Source organism: Bradyrhizobium sp. CCBAU 53415 (assembly GCF_028128735.1).
In the GTDB taxonomy this organism is placed as follows: domain Bacteria; phylum Pseudomonadota; class Alphaproteobacteria; order Rhizobiales; family Xanthobacteraceae; genus Bradyrhizobium.
The window spans coordinates 406,066-423,000 of the sequence record NZ_LBJF01000024.1 but is presented as its reverse complement, the minus strand read 5'-3'; the positions used below and the strand labels follow the sequence as shown (position 1 = coordinate 423,000).

Below are 16,935 nucleotides of genomic sequence, written 5' to 3'. Positions count from 1 at the left end.
CCATGAGCGAGAGCAGCACATCCGTCGAAATGCTGGAACAGGTCGAAGACCGCGGCGGCGTTGCGCAGCCGCTGCTCCAGGTCAACGGCCTGACAAAGCACTTCCCCGTGCGTGGCGGCCTGTTCGCCGCCAAGCGCACCGTCCGTGCCGTCGACAATGTCTCGTTCACTGTGGCCAAGGGCGAGACGGTCGGCATCGTCGGCGAGTCCGGTTGCGGCAAGTCGACCACCGCGCGCCTCCTGATGCATCTGATGCCGCGCGATACCGGCGACATCATTTACGACGGAATGACGGTCGGCCAGTCGCTGAGCTTGCGCGAATTGCGCCGCGGCATGCAGATGGTGTTCCAGGACTCCTACGCCTCGCTCAATCCGCGCCTCACCATCGAGGAATCGATCGCCTTCGGCCCCAAGGTGCACGGCATGGCCGACGCCACGGCACGTGCGCTCGCGCGCGAGCTGCTCGGCAAGGTCGGCCTGCGTCCGGAAACCTTCGCCAACCGCTATCCGCACGAGATCTCCGGCGGCCAGCGCCAGCGCGTCAACATCGCGCGGGCGCTGGCGCTGTCGCCGCGGCTGGTGATCCTGGACGAAGCCGTCTCCGCGCTCGACAAATCCGTCGAGGCGCAGGTGCTCAACCTGCTCGCCGATCTCAAGCGCGAGTTCGGCCTGACCTATCTCTTCATCAGCCACGACCTCAACGTCGTCCGTTACATCTCGGACCGCGTGCTGGTGATGTATCTCGGCGAGGTCGTCGAGCTCGGCCCCGTCGACCAGGTCTGGGATGCGCCCGCCCACCCCTACACGCGCGCCCTTCTCGCGGCGATGCCGTCCTCGGACCCGGACAAGCGCACCGAGACGCCGCCGATATCAGGCGATCCACCCAATCCGATCGACCCGCCCTCGGGCTGCCGTTTCCACACCCGTTGTCCGTTTGCGGAGCCGCTCTGCGCAAATGCGACACCAAAGCTCACCGCGCTCGATAATATGGGCCACGAGGCCGCGTGCTACATGGCCATTCCGGGGTCAGGCCACAGCCGCGCGCCGAGGGAGAAGACCACATGACGAGACCGACACCGAAAGACATCAAGCCGATCGCGCTGGTTGCTGGCGTGGCCGTCGACGACGAGATCGCAACCCGCATCTCCAATGCCATCGGGCCTGCCTTCGAGGGCTTCGCGGCCATTGCCGGCACGCTGCCGTTCGACCTCGAGCCCGCCGGCTATGTGCTCGCGCAGACGCAGAAGGTGTCGAAATGAGCGCCGAACCCGCATTGATGACGCTCGCCGAGGTCGCGCGTGCGATCGCGATGAAGCATCTGTCCTCGCACGAGGTGACGCGCGCGCTTTTGCACCGTATCGCGCAGTGGCAGCCGCACCTCAATGCCTTCATGTCGATCGAGGCAGAGGCTGCGTTGAAGGCGGCCGATGCAGCCGATGCCGAGCTTGCCAAGGGCAACGTCCGAGGTCCCCTGCACGGTGTGCCGCTCGCGCACAAGGATATGTACTATGACGCGGGCCACGTGGCGACCTGTGGCTCGCTGATCCGCCGCGACTTCGTGCCGACCGTGACCTCCACGGCCTTGCAGCGGTTGAAGGATGCCGGCCAGGTCCGCCTCGGCACGCTGCATCTGGCCGAATTCGCCTATGGGCCGACCGGGCACAACGCCCACTACGGCCCGGTACGCAATCCCTGGAACGTCGCCCACATCACCGGCGGCTCCTCGTCGGGGTCCGGCTCCGCGGTCGCCGCGCGCCTGACCTATGCGGCGCTCGGCTCCGATACCGGCGGCTCGATCCGCATGCCCGCGCATTTCTGCGGCATCACCGGCCTCAAGACCACGGTCGGCCGCGTCAGCCGCGCCGGTGCGATGCCGCTGTCGCAATCGCTAGACACCGTCGGTCCGCTCGCCCGCACCGCCGAGGATTGCGCGCTGCTGCTGGCCTTGATGGCCGGTCCCGACCCCGCCGATTCGACCTGCAGCCACGAGCCGCTGTCGGACTATGTTGCGGCGACCAAGGGTTCGCTCGGGGGCCTCAGGATCGGCGTGCCCACCTCGTTCTATGTCGACGATCTCGACAGCGAGGTCGCGCGCGTGCTGGACGAGACCATCGCGGTGCTCGAGCGCGAGGGCGCCGACATCGTCAAGGTCGAACTGCCGGATCAGCGGCAATTGTCTTCGGCGAGCCAGCTCGTGCTCGCCGCGGAAGCCGCCGCCTTCCACAAGCGCTGGATGATCGAGCGTCCGCAGGACTATGGCCCGCAGGTCCTGATGCGGCTCCAGAACGGCCTCGCCGTTCCCGCCATCACCTATCTCGAGGCGATGCGCTGGCGCGGGCCGGCGCTCGCCGCGCACAACGCCGCGACAGCAGGCGTCGATGCGGTGATCGCACCGGCCTCGCCAGTGCCGGCGCCGACCATCGAGGAGAGCGATGTCGGCGGCGGGCCGAGCGCGCCGGCGCTGTTGCAACGGCTCACGCTGTTCACCCGCCCGGTGAATTACCTCGGCCTGCCGTCGCTCACCGTGCCGTCGGGCTTCACCCGAAGCGGCCTGCCGATCGGCATGCAGCTGATCGGCCGCTCCTTCGACGAAGCGACCCTGCTCACCATCGGCGCGGCCTTCCAGCGCGCCACCGACTATCACGATCGATTGCCCAAACTGCCGTCATGACAAAGCTCGTCGAGATCTCAGGCCTCAACATCCGTTTCACCGGGGAGCGCACGGTCTATGCCGTGAACGATCTCAGCCTCTCGCTGGGCGATGGCGAGATCCTGGGCCTGCTCGGCGAGTCCGGTTCGGGCAAGAGCGTGACGCTGCGTGCGCTGATGCGGCTGTTGCCACGGAAGCGCACGCAGATCTCAGGCACGGTCAACGTGCTGGGTCGCGACGTGCTCGCCATGAACGACGAGGAGCTCTCGTCGTTCCGCGGTCAGACCGTGTCGATGATCTTCCAGGAGCCCGCGCTCGCACTCGACCCGGTCTACACCATCGGCGCGCAGATCGCCGAAAGCGTGGTGCGGCACGAAGGCAAGAGCTTTGCGGAAGGGCGGGCGAGGGCGCTCGAAATGCTCGAGGTCGTGCGCATCCCTTCGGCGAAGCGCCGGCTTGACGCCTATCCGCACGAGATGTCCGGCGGCATGCGCCAGCGCGCGATGATCGCGCTCGCGCTCGCCTGCCGTCCCAGGATTTTGCTGGCGGACGAGCCGACCACCGCGCTCGACGCCACCGTGCAGATCCAGATCCTGCTGCTGCTGCGCGAGCTGCAGCGCGAGTTCGGCATGTCCGTCATCTTCGTCACGCACGACATCGGCGTCGCGATCGAGATCTGCGACCGCGTCGCGGTGATGTATGCCGGCCAGATCGTGGAGCAGGGCACGCTTCGCGACATCGTCCGCTCGCCGGTGCATCCCTACGCCAAGGGCCTGCTCGCCTCGACCATCCACGGCGCCAAGCGCGGCGCCCGCCTGGAGACCATTCCCGGCACCCCGCCCTCGCTGGCGGAGAAGCCGCGCAACTGCTCCTTCGCTCCCCGCTGCAAGCTCGCGGAGCCGCGCTGCCTGGAGCAATTGCCTGGGAATGTCGAGGTCGGACCGGGTAGGGCGGCGAGATGCGTGCTGGCGGAGCCGGTCACCGGGGTGTCATAGTCCCGGATGAGTTGAACTCGGCTGCGCGGCCTCGCCGCCAGTATTCACACCTCATTCATCCCGGTTCCCGTTCCATGGCTCCGTTCGCGGAGAGGGACCTCACTTATGTACATTTCCAATGAAGGCCTGCTCGTCATCCTGTTCGTCGGACTGGTCGCCGGCTGGCTTGCCGGCAAGGTGGTGCGCGGGACCGGGTTCGGCATCGTCGGCGATATCGTGGTCGGCATCGCCGGCGCGCTGGTGGCGAGCTTCCTTTTTCCCAGGCTCGGCATTCGTCTCGGGACAGGGCTCGTCTCCGAAATCGTCTACTCCGCCATAGGCGCCGTGATTCTGCTGGTCGTCGTGCGGCTCGTGCGCGGCGGGGGCAGGTTCTGAAGCATGATCCGGAAAAGTGCGCAGCGGTTTTCCCTCGCGACAAATGCGGAACGCGTTTGCGCGGAGATCATGCTTAAACAACAACCTAAAGCGCGATGACGATTCATCCAAATCTCATCGCGCTTTAGCCCCTGCATTCGGCCGGCCGGAACCTTCAGCCTCTCCGTTTCCCGGAAGAGGCTGAAAGCCTGCAAGAAAAAGCCGCAAGCCTGTGAAATTCCGGACTTGCGCGGGAGGCCATCAGGGGTAGATGTGGCGCCATCGGGGCTCTGGATGAGTTCGACTGCGTTGGACGCCGGGCGAACAGGATGTTAATCCGGGACGAGTACCCTGTATTGCCCGTGAAATCAGGGGCTTTGCCCCCCAGCCGAAAGAGATCAGACTGATGGCAGCCATCCCTGGCGTCCGCCGTTCAGAGCTCGGTGACGCCTTGCGCGCCTGTCGCACGGCATTCATCGGCGTCGGCTTGATGAGCTGCATGATCAACCTGCTCTATCTGACCGGGTCGATCTTCATGCTGGAGGTCTACGACCGGGTGCTGCCGAGCCGCAGCATCCCGACCCTGGTCGGCCTCATCATCCTCGCCAGCTTCCTCTACATGGCGCAGGGCGTGCTCGACATGATTCGCAACCGCATTCTGGGGCGGATCGGCACCTCGCTCGACGAGGCCCTCAACAAGCGCGTGTTCGACACCATCGTGCGCCTGCCGCTTCTGGTCGGCAGCCGCAACGAGGGCCTGCAGCCGCTGCGCGATCTCGACAATGTCCGTTCCTTCCTCGGCGGCATGGGCCCGAGCGCGTTCTTCGATCTGCCCTGGCTGCCGCTCTATCTCGCCATCTGCTTCGCCTTCCATGTCCTGATCGGCGTCACCGCACTGGTCGGCGCCATCATCCTGGTCGGGCTGACGCTGGTCACCGAGTTCATGTCCCGCCAGCCGGCGAAGGAGGCGATGGGCCTTGCCGCCCAGCGCAACGATCTCGCCCAGGCCAGCCGCCGCAACGCCGAAGTCATGGTGTCGATGGGCATGGCCGGACGGATGAACCAGCGCTGGAGTGAGGTTAACGAAAAGTATCTCGCCGGCAACCAGCGTGCGAGCGACGTCGCCGGCGGTCTTGGCGCGGTCGCAAAGGTGCTGCGCATGATGCTGCAATCTGCCGTGCTCGCGGTCGGCGCCTACCTCGTCATCCACCAGGAGGCGACCGCCGGCATCATCATCGCCGGCTCGATCCTGTCCGCCCGCGCGCTCGCGCCGGTTGATCTCGCCATCGCGCACTGGAAATCCTTCGTCGCCGCACGCCAGAGCTGGCAGCGTCTCACGCGGCTGTTGGAGCAGATGCCGGCTCAGACGATGCCGACCCAGTTGCAGCCGCCCACCAGCCGGCTCTCGGTCGAAGGTGTCGCCATGGTGCCGCCTGGCGATCAGCGCCTCGTCGTGCAGGACGTGACTTTCGCGCTCGCCGCCGGCAACGGCCTCGGCGTGATCGGCCCGAGCGGCTCCGGCAAGTCGTCATTGGTCCGTGCGCTGGTCGGGGTCTGGCAGCCCGTGCGCGGCAAGGTGCGGCTCGACGGCGCGGCGCTCGATCAATGGTCGTCCGACATGCTCGGTCGCCACATCGGCTATCTGCCGCAGGACGTCGAATTGTTCGGGGGCACCATCGCGCAGAACATCAGCCGGTTCGATCCCGAGGCGACCTCCGACGCGATCATCGCCGCGGCCAAGGAGGCCGGCGTGCACGAGATGATCATCAAGATGCGCGAGGGCTACAACACGCAGGTCGGCGAGCAGGGCGCAGCGCTCTCCGCCGGCCAGGCGCAGCGCGTGGCGCTGGCGCGCGCGCTCTACGGCAACCCTTTCCTGATCGTGCTCGACGAGCCCAACTCCAATCTCGATACCGAGGGCGACGAGGCGCTGACCCGCGCCATTCGCTCATCGCGCGAGCGCGGTGCCATCGTCGTCGTGGTGGCGCACCGCCCGATCGGCGTCGAGGCGGTCGACCAGATCCTGGTGCTGCGCGACGGCCGCATGCAGACCTTCGGCCCCAAGGAGCAGGTGCTCGCCCAGGTGCTGCAGCCGCGGGCCGCGCCGCCGGCGCCGATCAAGATCGTCAGCGAGGGTGGAGTGGCCAAGTCATGAGCACGATGGCCATCGGCGGCACGAAGCCCGCCACGAAGAAGACTGTACGTGATTCCATCAAGTTTCACCTGATCCTCGGTCTCGCGATCGTGCTGGTCCTGGTCGTCGGCCTCGGCGGCTGGGCGTCGACTGTCTTGATCTCGGGCGCGCTGATCGCGCCGGGGCAGATCGTGGTCGAGTCCAACGTCAAGAAGGTGCAGCATCCGACCGGCGGCGTGGTCGGCGAGGTGCGCGCCCGCGACGGCGACCTGGTCAGGGCCGGCGACATCGTGGTGCGGCTCGACGACACCGTCACCAGGGCCAACCTTGCGATCGTCACCAAGAATCTCGACGCTGCGCAGGCGCGTGCGGCGCGATTGCAGGCCGAGCAGCGCGGTCTCGATAGAATTGAATTTCCGCAGGCCCTGCTCGATCGCGCCGGCGATCCCGACGTCAAGGTGCTGCTCTCGGCCGAAGCCAAGCTGTTCGATGTCCGCGTCAACGGCCGCACCGGACAGAAGGCGCAGCTGCGCGAGCGCATCACGCAGCTCAACGAGGAGATCGCCGGTCTCAGCGCCCAGGAGAAGGCCAAGGACCAGGAGATCGCGCTGGTGCAGAACGAGCTCACCGGCGTGCGCGAGCTCTACGACAAGCGCCTGGTGCAGATCTCGCGCCTGACCCAGCTCGAACGCGACTCGGCGCGTCTCAATGGCGAGCGCGCGCAGTACATCGCCTCGCGCGCCCAGGCCAAGGGCAAGATCACCGAGACCGAGCTCCAGATCATCCAGATCGACAAGGATGTGGTCAGCGAAGTCTCCAAGGACCTGCGGGAGACCAACGACAAGATCGGCGAGCTGATCGAGCGCAAGGTTGCCGCCGAAGACCAGCTCCGCCGCGTCGACATCCGCGCGCCGCAGGACGGCATGGTGCTGCAATCGACCGTGCACACCGTCGGCGGCGTCGTCACCGCCGGCGATACCTTGATGCTGATCGTGCCGCAGGCCGACGATCTCCAGGTCGAGGCCAAGGTCAATCCGGTCGATATCGACAAGCTCCAGATCGGCCAGAAGACGCTGCTGCGCCTCTCCGCGTTCAACCAGCGCACCACGCCGGAGCTCAACGGCCTCGTCAGCCGCGTGTCGCCCGACGTGACCACCGACCAGCGCACCGGTCAAAGCTACTACACCATCCGCGTCTCGATGCCGGCCGAGGAGGTCGCCCGGCTCGGCGACGTCAAGCTGATCCCCGGCATGCCCGTGGAAGCCTTCGTCCAGACCGGCGACCGCACCATGCTGTCCTATCTCATGAAGCCGCTGCGCGACCAGCTGATGCGGGCGTTCCGGGAGAAGTGACGCGCGAAAGCGCATCGTTTTTTCCTCGTCGTTGCTGTCAGTTGCTATACTGCGATCGCAAACAGCAACCCGGCGGTCGAACCATGCAATCCCCACCCTCCATCGCCACCGAATCCTTCGCCGACGCGAGCCTCGCGGTTGCCCGCCTCGAGGAAATCTACGAGCGCAACACGAAATTCCTGCGTGACCGGTTCGAGGCCTATGTTGGCGGCGAAGCGATCACGACGCGGGTCCGGGCCCATTATCCCTTCGTCCGTCTCACCACCGCGACGCATGCGCGACTGGATTCGCGTCTCGCTTATGGCTTCGTCGCCGGCCCCGGCGTGCACGAGACCAGCGTGACGCGGCCGGATCTGTTCCGCAGCTATCTCACCGAGCAGATCGGATTGCTGATTCAGAACCACCGCGTGCCCGTCGAGATCGGCGAGTCCGCCGAGCCGATCCCGATCCACTTCGCCTATCGCCGCGACATCAACATCGAAGCCGCCATTACCACCAGCGAGAACTCCGCCGTCACGCGCTCGCTGCGCGATGCGTTCGACGTGCCCGATCTTGCCACGATGGACGATTCGATCGCCGACGGCACCTTCGAGCTCCAGCCGGGGGCGCCGGAGCCGCTGTCCCTGTTCCGCGCCGCCCGCGTCGACTACTCGCTGCGCCGGCTCTATCACTACACCGGCACCGATCCCGAATATTTCCAGAACTTCGTGATCTTCACCAACTACCAGTTCTATGTCGATGCCTTTGCGCAACTCTGCCAGCAGCGGCTGCAATCCGGCGAGGCCGGCCTCGACGCTTTCGTTGCGCCCGGCAACGTCGTCACGCGCAGCGGCGGCGCGATCACGGGCGTCGCCCCCGCGCGCATACCGCAGATGCCGGCCTTCCACCTGGTCACGCCGGGCTACCGCGGCATTACGCTGATCAACATCGGCACCGGTCCGTCCAATGCGCGCAACGTCACGGACCACGTCGCCGTGCTGCGGCCCCACGCCTGGCTCATGCTCGGTCACTGCGCCGGCCTGCGCAACACGCAACGGCTCGGCGATTACGTGCTCGCCCACGGCTATGTCCGCGAGGATCACGTGCTCGACCGCGAATTGCCGCTGTGGGTGCCGATCCCCGCGCTGGCCGAGATGCAGGTCGCGCTCGAGGAGGCGGTCGAGGACGTCACCGGGCTCGAAGGTTTCGAGCTCAAGCGCCTGATGCGCACCGGCACCGTCGCCAGCGTCGACAACCGCAATTGGGAGATCTCAGGCCCCGAAGTGATCCGCCGCCTGTCGCAGTCGCGCGCGGTCGCGCTCGACATGGAATCGGCTGCCATCGCCGCAAACGGCTACCGCTTCCGCGTCCCCTACGGCACGCTGCTGTGCGTCTCCGACAAGCCGCTGCACGGCGAGATCAAGCTCGCCGGCATGGCCAGCGAATTCTACCGCCGTCGCGTCGGCCAGCATCTCGAGATCGGCCTGAAGGCGCTCGAGCGGCTCAAGCAGCAGGAATCGGAACGGCTGCATTCGCGAAAGCTCCGCAGTTTCGCCGAAGTCGCGTTCCAGTAGGGAGAAAGCCCTCCTTTGCCGCTGACAAGCGGTACGATTTTCAGCATTGTTTGGCGGGGGGCCCGACCGGGACGACTCGATGCCGCTCACGCGCGACAAGATCATTGGCCATGATCTCGAACGTCTGGCCTTTCGTTTCACGATGCTGGACGATGGCGAGATCGTGCAGTGCCAGATCAGCGACGCCGCGATGGACGAACTCGCGGGCATGCAGGGCACCGAGAGCAGTGCGCGCCAGGCACAATTTTTGTCGCTGCGCGAAACCATCGAGCGGATCGCGTCGGACCTCTACGACGAAGCGCCGCGCTTCCACGGCTATGTCGTGCGGATTTTCATGCGGCATTTGGGGCGGTGAGATCGAACGTCACGACGAGCACCCCATCCCTCACCGTCATCCTTCGAGGCTCCCCTTGCGATGCAAGGGGAGCACCTCAGGAGGACCGTATTGGAAGTGTCCCTGTTGCGGCAGCCGCTCACCCCTCCAGCTTCCTCAGCAGCAACTTCAGCGCTGTTGCCGCAAACACCTGCATGTTGTCGAACCGGTCGTTGCTGCCCGTCTCCAGCGTCATCACCTCCGCGGCGGGTCCTGCGACTGCCATGCAGCTATGGCCCGCTGCGTCGCCGTAGCGATTGCCGGTGGGGCCGGCGGCACCGGTCTCGGACAGGCCCCAATCGCAACTGAAGCGGCTGCGCATCTGCTCGGCCAGCAATTGCGCATACGGCTCGGACGACGACCGAAAGCCCTTCATTCCTTCGTCCGAAATATCCATCAGCACGCGCCTGGCATCGCGGGTATAAACCACGGCGCCGCCCAGGAAATAGGCCGAGGCGCCGGGCACCGCGAGCAGGCTGGCAGCGATCAGGCCGCCGGAGGAGGATTCCGCGACTGCGATGGTCTGTTTGCGCGCGATCAGTTTGGCGGCGACCTGTTCCGCAATGCCGACGAGCTCTTTCATTCCCTGGACCCCTCATTTCGCTGCAACCTAGCGGCGCCTTCCTAGCATATGCCGGCTGCAAAGGCCGAGTTGCGGGCGGCGGGCAGGCCTGCTTGAATGCGGGCACGAGACAAGAACTGACGAGGAAACGTGAAGGAGATGTCATGGCGTCGCTGATCGCCGGCGGCATCGATTGCGACGTGCATCCGGCCGTGCCGCATCTGACCAGCCTGCTGCCGTACCTGAACGACTATTGGCGCGATCAGGTCACGACGCGTGGCATGGTCGACCTCGTCTCGCAATCCTATCCGCAGAACTCGCCGATCACGGCGCGGCCGGACTGGCGTCCCGAAAAGGGAAAACCCGGCGAGAGCCTCGAGGCCATGCAGCGCCATGTGCTCGATCCCTTCCAGCTCAAGTTCGCGATCTGCAATCCGCTCTATGGCGTGCAGATGGTGTTTTCCGAGGACATGCAGGCCGCCTTCTGCCGCGCGCTGAACGACTGGCTCGCCAGGGAATGGCTCGATCGCGATTCACGACTGCGTGGCTCGATCGTGATCCCCACGCAAAGCGTCGAGAAGGCCGTCGCCGAGATCGAGCGCTGTGCGGAGGACCGGCGCTTCGTGCAGGTGCTGATGCTTGTCATGGGAGACACGCCGCTCGGCAAGCGCGCGCTATGGCCGATCTATGAAGCCGCGGAACGGCTGGACCTGCCGATCGGCATCCACGCCGGTTCCGCCTATCACAATCCGCCGACTGCGGTGGGGTGGGGGTCCTACCACATCGAGGACTATGCCGGGCAGGCTCAGGCGTTCCAGACCCAGCTCACCAGCCTGATCGTCGAGGGCGTGTTCGCGAAATATCCGCGCCTGAAGATGGTGATGCTGGAATCCGGCGTCTCCTGGATCGCGCCCTATCTCTGGCGGCTGCACAAGTTCTGGCGCGGGGTACGGATGGAGACGCCTTGGGTCGATCGCGCGCCGCTGGAACTTGTGCGCAGCAACATCCGCTTCTCGTTACAGCCATTTGATGCGCCGCCGGAGCCTGAGACATTAATTCGCCTGTTTGACCATATGCAGTCGGACGAATTGGTCCTATTCTCCACCGACTATCCGCACTGGCAGTTCGAAGGCCAGGATGCGCTGCCCGAAGGTCTTTCCCCCGATCTCGTGCGCAAGATCATGATCAACAATCCGCATGCAACCTATCCCCGCCTGACGTGAGCCCGCTGCCAAAGGAGGCAAGGCGATGAATATCCAGTTCCGCGAGAGCCAAGAAGCCGCTTCCCCACTGACCGTCAAAACCGCCATCGCGGACTGTGACATCCACCCGGCACGCGCCACCCGCACCGAGCTCTATCCTTATCTCGCCAAACGCTGGCAGCATCACCTCGAAGTCTATGGCGTGCATGCCTATCAGGGCATGATGGAGGGTCCGCCTTACCCAAAGGCCCAGCCCAACGCATCGCGCCGCGATGCCTGGCCACCGGAAGGCGGGCCGCAGGGCTCCTCGCTCTCCTTCATGCAGAAGCAGCTGCTCGATCCCAACAATGTGCAGCTGGGCGTACTCAATCCGCTCAACACCGGGCAGGGCATCCGCAATCACGAGCTCTCGGCGGCGTTATGCTCGGCGATCAACGACTGGCAGATCGACAAATGGACCTCCAGGGACAAGCGTCTGAAGGCGTCCATCGTCGTCGGCAACGAGGACGGGCTGTCCGCCGCGGCCGAGATTCGCGAGCGCGCCGGCGACAGGAACTTCGTGCAGGTGCTGCTGCTCAGCCGCAATGTCGAGCCGCTCGGCCAACGCCGCTATTGGCCGATCTACCAGGCCGCGGAAGAGGCCGGCCTTCCCGTCGGCGTCCACGCCTTCGGCTTTGGCGGCAACCCGATCACGCCGTCGGGCTGGCCGAGCTACTATATCGAGGAGATGGTCGGGCATTCGCAGTGCCAGCAATCGGCGCTGGCGAGCCTCGTGCTGGAGGGCGTGTTCGAGCGCTTCCCGAAACTGAAGATGGTGATGATCGAGGCCGGCTTCGGCTGGGCGCCGTCGCTGGCGTGGCGGCTCGACAAGGCCTGGCAGCGGCTCAGGAGCGAGGTGCCGCATGTGAAGCGGCCGCCGTCGGAATATATCCGCGAGCAGGTATGGTGGACGACGCAGCCGATGGAGGATCCGGAGCGGCGCGAGGACCTGTTCGACGTCATCAAATGGATCGGCTGGGACCGGCTGTTGTTCGCGACCGATTATCCGCATTGGGACTATGATGAGCCCTCGCGCGTCTTGCCTGCGGGCGTCAGCGAGGCCAATCGCGAGGCGTTCTATCTCGGCAATGCCCGCAAGCTGTACGGGATCACCGCATGATCCGGAAAAGTGTGAAGCGGTTTTCCCCCGCGACAAACGCGGAACGCGTTTGCGCGGAGATCATGCGGAAGACATAGGCATGGCACGCCACGTGATCGCGCCGGTCGACGAGTTGCCGCCGGGCACGCGAAAATTCCTGGAGATCGACGGGCGGCCGATCGCGATCTTCAACATCAAGGGCGAGTATTTCGGCCTGATGAACCGCTGCCCGCATCAGGGCGCGGCGCTGTGCGAGGGCCCGCTGATCGGTCTTGCGCAGGCGAAGGACCCCGGCGAGATCGAATACACCAAGTTGGGGGAGATCATCCGCTGCCCCTGGCACGGCTGGGAGTTCGACATCCGCACCGGCCAATCCTACTGCGACCCCCGTCGCTTCCGCGTGAAGGCCTATCCGGCCCATGTCGAGCCGGGCGCCAGCGTGGTGAAGGGGCCGTATGTCGCGGAGACCATCCCGGTCAGGATCGAGAGCGACTACGTGGTGGTGGAGTTGTAGGCCAACCGCGCCGTCATTCCGGGCGCGCGTAGCGCGAGCCCGGAATCCATCGTGCGACAGAAATGCCGCGAGAGAGATGGATTCCGGGCTCACCTCTTCGAGGCGCCCCGGAATGACACCCAGGCGGGGGGGAAGCCGCTGTTTTTTTCAGGCCTTGCTTTGCGTTGCAGCGACGATCCATTGCCGGAATGCGGCAAGTTTTGGCGCCTCTCGGCGGCCCTCCGGCGCGACCAGGTAGAACCCGGCATCGGCCGGTAGCGCGATCTTGAAGGGGACCACGAGCCGCCCCTTGGCGATGTCGTCCTGGACGTAGGAGGTTCGCCCCATCGCCACGCCGATGCCATCGATCGCGGCCTGGATGGTCATGAAGATCATGTCGAAGGTGATGCCGGGTTGCCTCGCGATGTCGGCCGGCAGGCCCGCCGCAGTCAGCCACAGCCGCCAGTCGTCGCTGTTGGCGTTCGAGGTGTGCAGCAGCGGATGGTTGCGCAGATCCTCCGGCCTGCGCAGCGGCTTGTCGCCGCGCAGCAGTGACGGGCTGCACACCGGAAACAACTCGTCCGCCATCAACCAGTCGGCGCGCACGCCCGGCCACTGGCCGCGGCCATAACGGATCGCGGCATCGACGTTGTCGCGCTGGAAGTCGACGAGGCCGGTCGAGGTGGTGATACGCACGTCGATGCCGGGATGCTGCTCCTGGAAATCGGTCAGCCGCGGCAGCAGCCATTTCGCCGCGAGCGAGGCCAGCGTCGACACGGTCAGTACCTTGTCGTCCTCTTTGCGCAGCAGTCGATCGGTGGCGAGCCGGAGATCGTTGAAGGCGGCGCGGACGCCCGGGAGGTAGTCGCGCGCCTCCGGCGTCAGCGCCAGCGCGCGGTTCTGCCGGATGAACAGGCGGATGCCGAGCTCCTCCTCCAGCCTGCGGATCTGATGGCTGATCGCGGTTTGGGTCACGTTCAACTCGCTGGCCGCCAGCGTGAAGCTGAGATGGCGCGCGGCGGCCTCGAACGCCCGCAATCCGTTCAGGGACGGCAATCTGGCAGTCATCTGGCAGCAGGATACATGACGTTATTTCATGCGAAAAGGTACAAATTGTCGTTTGTCGCAGCGCACCAGGAAGCAGATATTAGCGGTCAACTTAGCTCCAGGAGCTGAAAATGTCTACTTTGACTGACAATTCGATGACAAATCATCATGCACCCGGGCTGGTCCACCAGATCGGCGAGACGCTTCACGTATGGCACGAGCGCTACCGGACCAGGCGTGAGCTGACCAACTGGACCGCCCGCGACCTCCATGATGTCGGGTTGTCCTGGTCCGACATTGCCTATGAGGCCGACAAACCCTTCTGGCGGGCCTGATTGGCCGCCAGGCCGGCGCCGCCTGACTGTGGGGGCGCCGGCGGTCCCTTTTCCGCACGGCATGTGTCATGAGCACCCTTCGCCTCGAAGACCTGAAGCAATATTCGGATACGCTGCGCACCCGTGACGGCACGGCGCTCAACGTTCGCTTCGTCGAGCCGCGCGACACCGACGAGCTTCAGCACTATGTCCGATCGCTCTCGACCCGCTCTCGCTACAACCGCTTCTTCGGTGCAATCAGCGAATTGCCGAAGGGCCTGCTCGACGACTTCCTTCAGGTCGGCGAGCGCGAGCGCTTCACGATCGTCGCGACCATGATGGTCGACGGCTTCGAGACCATCGTCGCCGAAGCGCGCTACGCGTTCCATGCCGAGACCGCGACTCTCGAGTTCGGCCTGTCGGTCGACGACCGCTGGCATGGCCACGGCATCGCCACCGCGCTGCTGAAGAACCTCGAATGCCGCGCCGCCGCACTCGGCGCGGAGCACATGTTCGGCGACACATTGCGCTCCAACGAGGCCATGGTCTCGCTCGCGCGCAAAGCCGGCTTCGCCTTCGTCAACCATCCCGATGACTGGAAGCTGGTGCGCTTCGACAGGGAGATCACGGTTGCACCGAAAGACATCCCTTGTGCGAGCTGGCGCCTCGCCGCCCTTTCCCGTCAGGCCGACAGCCCCTCAGCCTCGGCCTGACATCACTGCAAGCCCGGCCTGGTCATCCAGCGCCGGGCGTTTTTTGCCGGTCTCTCTCCATCGTCATTCCGGCGCGCGTAGCGCGAACTATGATGCGCAATTGCGCATCGGAGAATCCATTTCACGACGTGTCTTGCGACCCAATGGGTTCCGGGCTCGATGCTTCGCATCGCCCCGGAATGACCGCTACTTCCCCGTGAACACCGCCTTGCGCTTCTCGATGAAGGCCTGCACCGCCTCCTTGTGATCGGCAGTCATGGTCAGGCGGACCAGGCGCTCGGCTTCGTGATCCCTGGCGGTCTCGAAATCGAACAGCACGGCCTCGTCGAGATTGTCCTTCATGTAGCGCAGCGCAAGGCGCGGGCCTTCGGCGAGCGACTTTGCCAGCGCGAAGGCCTCGGCCTGCAATTTGTCGTCGGGCACGACGCGGTTGACGAGGCCGATGGCTTCGGCTCGCGCGGCATTGACCCGATCGCCGGTGAACATCAATTCGCGCGCCCGCGCGGTGCCGACGAGCCGGGTGAGCAGCCAGGCGATGCCGTAATCGCCTGACAGCGCGATGCGGGCATAGCCGGTCGCGACGAAGGCGGACTGCGCGGCGATGCGGATGTCGCAGGCCATGGCGATCGCGAGCCCGGCGCCGACCGCCGGGCCCGGCATGGCGGCGATCGTCGGCTTGCGCACCGAGACCAGCGCGCCGGTCAGCAGGCGCTGGCGCTCCTGGAGATCGGCGACCTTCTCGTCAAAGGACATGTCGAGCTTCTTCGGGTCGCGATGCGCGCCCATGCCTTTGACGTTGCCGCCGGCGCAGAACGCCTCACCCGCGCCGGTGAGCAGCAGCGCGCCAACACCGGGATCCTCGCCGCAGGCGCGGATCATCGTGCGCAGCGCCGGCGTCAGCGCGTCCGACAGCGAATTGCGCGCCTCGGGCCGGTTCAGCGTGATGACGGCGACGCGATCGCGGATGACGCAGAGCAGCTCATTGGTGCCGGTGTCGATGGTGGTTTCGGTGGACATGTCGCCTCTCTCCCTTCGTCATTGCGAGCGAAGCGAAGCGATCCAGTCTGCATCCGTGGAGACATCTCTGGATTGCTTCGCTTCGCTCGCAATGACTGTTGTTGTGATGTTATCGCCTCAGAACTTCTCCACCCAGGGCCGCAGCTCGAGCTCCCAGCTCCAGGCGCTGCGCGGCTGCTGCAGCACGTTCCAATAGCTCTCCGCGATCGCATCGGGATCGAGCATCGAGTCCGGCTTGTCCGCGGGTTCCGTGTATGCGGCGCCACGAATGCCGCCATCGATCACGAAATGCGCGACGTGAATGCCTTGCGGCGACAATTCGCGCGCCAGGCTCTGCGCGAGCCCGCGCAGCGCGAACTTGCCCATCGCGAAGGAGGCGGATTGCGCATAGCCCTTGACGCTGGCCGAGGCACCGGTGAACAGGATCGCGCCGTGCTTGTTCGGCAGCATGCGCCTGGCCGCCTGCTGCGCCACCAGAAAGCCGCCATAGGCGCTGACCGCGATCGCATTGGCGACGTCGGTCGGAACGAGATCGACGAAGGGTCCGCGCGTGCGGCCGCTGGCATTGTAGACGACGAGGTCGGGCGTTCCGATCTCGCGCTCGACGAGGCCGAACAACCGTTCCACTTCGTCGGGCTCGGTGGCGTTGCAGGCATAGGCCTTGGCCCCGGTCTCGCTGCAGAGCGCGCCGAGCTTCTCGATCTTGCGCGCGGCGAGCGCGACGCGGATGCCCTGGGCGGAGAGCAGCCGCGCCAGCGAGGCGCTCAGGCCTTCGCCGGCACCGACGATGAGGGCGATCTTGTACTTTGGATGTTCCATGGCGTGGTCTCTCGCAGACAGGGAGCCGTTGATCTATGCATGGGCTGTGCGAACTACCACCCGGCGCGGTCACAATTCCGCAGCGCGAATTGCTCCCTCGCGGCGATCATGCCGCCCTGACAATTTGCGGCTTTATCGCTGTCCGCGACTGGAGCATGATCGACATCATGCCAAGCGGCAAGCGCCAAAACAGCGCAAAATGTCCGCAGGACGGAAACGA

The 16,935-nt window shown here is 65.5% G+C and carries 18 protein-coding genes; 14 read left to right on the top strand and 4 right to left on the bottom strand.

Annotated elements, in window-relative coordinates; genetic code table 11:
* The first annotated feature begins 2 nt into the window (after nucleotides 1-2).
* From XH87_RS20255 to XH87_RS20215, 9 genes are all read left to right on the top strand, one after another.
* Nucleotides 3-1,064 (top strand): ABC transporter ATP-binding protein, encoded by a 1,062-nt coding sequence (locus XH87_RS20255; RefSeq protein ID WP_199762903.1) that lies wholly within the window; start codon nucleotides 3-5, stop codon nucleotides 1,062-1,064.
* Nucleotides 1,061-1,258 carry a hypothetical protein gene (locus tag XH87_RS20250; protein WP_158668370.1) on the top strand — a complete coding sequence of 66 codons (198 nt, stop codon included), beginning with the start codon at nucleotides 1,061-1,063 and terminating at the stop codon, nucleotides 1,256-1,258. The genes XH87_RS20255 and XH87_RS20250 overlap by 4 nt, the downstream gene beginning before the upstream one ends.
* Nucleotides 1,255-2,670, top strand: a complete 1,416-nt coding sequence (locus XH87_RS20245; protein ID WP_271588608.1) for an amidase — start codon at nucleotides 1,255-1,257, stop codon at nucleotides 2,668-2,670. Before XH87_RS20250 ends, XH87_RS20245 begins: the two co-directional genes overlap by 4 nt.
* The gene (locus XH87_RS20240) at nucleotides 2,667-3,644 is read left to right on the top strand and encodes an ABC transporter ATP-binding protein (RefSeq protein ID WP_158671196.1); all 978 of its coding nucleotides are present in this window, start codon (nucleotides 2,667-2,669) and stop codon (nucleotides 3,642-3,644) included. Before XH87_RS20245 ends, XH87_RS20240 begins: the two co-directional genes overlap by 4 nt.
* A gap of 105 nt (nucleotides 3,645-3,749) precedes the next feature.
* The gene (locus XH87_RS20235; RefSeq protein ID WP_035706818.1) at nucleotides 3,750-4,019 is read left to right on the top strand and encodes a GlsB/YeaQ/YmgE family stress response membrane protein; all 270 of its coding nucleotides are present in this window, start codon (nucleotides 3,750-3,752) and stop codon (nucleotides 4,017-4,019) included.
* A 385-nt stretch (nucleotides 4,020-4,404) separates the two neighbouring features.
* The gene (locus XH87_RS20230) at nucleotides 4,405-6,153 is read left to right on the top strand and encodes a type I secretion system permease/ATPase (RefSeq protein WP_271588607.1); all 1,749 of its coding nucleotides are present in this window, start codon (nucleotides 4,405-4,407) and stop codon (nucleotides 6,151-6,153) included.
* Nucleotides 6,150-7,484 carry an HlyD family type I secretion periplasmic adaptor subunit gene (locus tag XH87_RS20225; RefSeq protein ID WP_271588606.1) on the top strand — a complete coding sequence of 445 codons (1,335 nt, stop codon included), beginning with the start codon at nucleotides 6,150-6,152 and terminating at the stop codon, nucleotides 7,482-7,484. Before XH87_RS20230 ends, XH87_RS20225 begins: the two co-directional genes overlap by 4 nt.
* An 83-nt stretch (nucleotides 7,485-7,567) precedes the next feature.
* Nucleotides 7,568-9,037, top strand: a complete 1,470-nt coding sequence (locus XH87_RS20220) for an AMP nucleosidase (RefSeq protein ID WP_158671192.1) — start codon at nucleotides 7,568-7,570, stop codon at nucleotides 9,035-9,037.
* A gap of 79 nt (nucleotides 9,038-9,116) precedes the next feature.
* Nucleotides 9,117-9,392 carry a DUF1488 family protein gene (locus XH87_RS20215; RefSeq protein ID WP_271588605.1) on the top strand — a complete coding sequence of 92 codons (276 nt, stop codon included), beginning with the start codon at nucleotides 9,117-9,119 and terminating at the stop codon, nucleotides 9,390-9,392.
* Nucleotides 9,393-9,510: 118 nt separating this feature from the next.
* Here the strand turns inward: XH87_RS20215 and XH87_RS20210 are convergent, their stop codons facing one another.
* A complete protein-coding gene (locus XH87_RS20210; protein ID WP_271588604.1) occupies nucleotides 9,511-9,993 on the bottom strand; it encodes a CinA family protein in 483 nt (160 codons plus the stop codon).
* A gap of 143 nt (nucleotides 9,994-10,136) precedes the next feature.
* On the opposite strand from XH87_RS20210, the gene XH87_RS20205 reads away from it, so the two are divergent.
* The 3 genes from XH87_RS20205 to XH87_RS20195 all read left to right on the top strand — a co-directional run bounded on the left by XH87_RS20205 (nucleotide 10,137) and on the right by XH87_RS20195 (nucleotide 12,826).
* The gene (locus XH87_RS20205; protein WP_271588603.1) at nucleotides 10,137-11,195 is read left to right on the top strand and encodes an amidohydrolase family protein; all 1,059 of its coding nucleotides are present in this window, start codon (nucleotides 10,137-10,139) and stop codon (nucleotides 11,193-11,195) included.
* Between the two features lie 25 nt (nucleotides 11,196-11,220).
* Entirely contained in the window at nucleotides 11,221-12,333 is a 1,113-nt protein-coding gene (locus tag XH87_RS20200) for an amidohydrolase family protein (protein WP_271588602.1), read from the top strand.
* A gap of 79 nt (nucleotides 12,334-12,412) precedes the next feature.
* Nucleotides 12,413-12,826: a Rieske (2Fe-2S) protein gene (locus XH87_RS20195; protein WP_271588601.1), complete on the top strand. Its 414-nt coding sequence runs from the start codon at nucleotides 12,413-12,415 to the stop codon at nucleotides 12,824-12,826.
* 147 nt (nucleotides 12,827-12,973) lie between these two features.
* Here XH87_RS20195 and XH87_RS20190 read toward each other — a convergent pair whose 3' ends face one another.
* Nucleotides 12,974-13,873, bottom strand: a complete 900-nt coding sequence (locus XH87_RS20190) for a transcriptional regulator GcvA (protein ID WP_158671188.1) — start codon at nucleotides 13,871-13,873, stop codon at nucleotides 12,974-12,976.
* Between the two features lie 110 nt (nucleotides 13,874-13,983).
* Between XH87_RS20190 and XH87_RS20185 the strand changes: the two genes are divergently transcribed.
* Together XH87_RS20185 and XH87_RS20180 are read left to right on the top strand one after the other, a co-directional pair.
* Nucleotides 13,984-14,187 (top strand): DUF1127 domain-containing protein, encoded by a 204-nt coding sequence (locus XH87_RS20185; RefSeq protein WP_271588600.1) that lies wholly within the window; start codon nucleotides 13,984-13,986, stop codon nucleotides 14,185-14,187.
* Between the two features lie 68 nt (nucleotides 14,188-14,255).
* Nucleotides 14,256-14,879 carry a GNAT family N-acetyltransferase gene (locus XH87_RS20180; protein WP_271588599.1) on the top strand — a complete coding sequence of 208 codons (624 nt, stop codon included), beginning with the start codon at nucleotides 14,256-14,258 and terminating at the stop codon, nucleotides 14,877-14,879.
* Between the two features lie 186 nt (nucleotides 14,880-15,065).
* Here XH87_RS20180 and XH87_RS20175 read toward each other — a convergent pair whose 3' ends face one another.
* Together XH87_RS20175 and XH87_RS20170 are read right to left on the bottom strand one after the other, a co-directional pair.
* On the bottom strand, nucleotides 15,066-15,896 hold the full coding sequence (locus tag XH87_RS20175) for an enoyl-CoA hydratase (RefSeq protein ID WP_271588598.1): 831 nt from the start codon (nucleotides 15,894-15,896) through the stop codon (nucleotides 15,066-15,068).
* A gap of 117 nt (nucleotides 15,897-16,013) precedes the next feature.
* Nucleotides 16,014-16,715 carry an SDR family oxidoreductase gene (locus tag XH87_RS20170; protein ID WP_271588597.1) on the bottom strand — a complete coding sequence of 234 codons (702 nt, stop codon included), beginning with the start codon at nucleotides 16,713-16,715 and terminating at the stop codon, nucleotides 16,014-16,016.
* Between the last annotated feature and the right edge of the window lie 220 nt (nucleotides 16,716-16,935).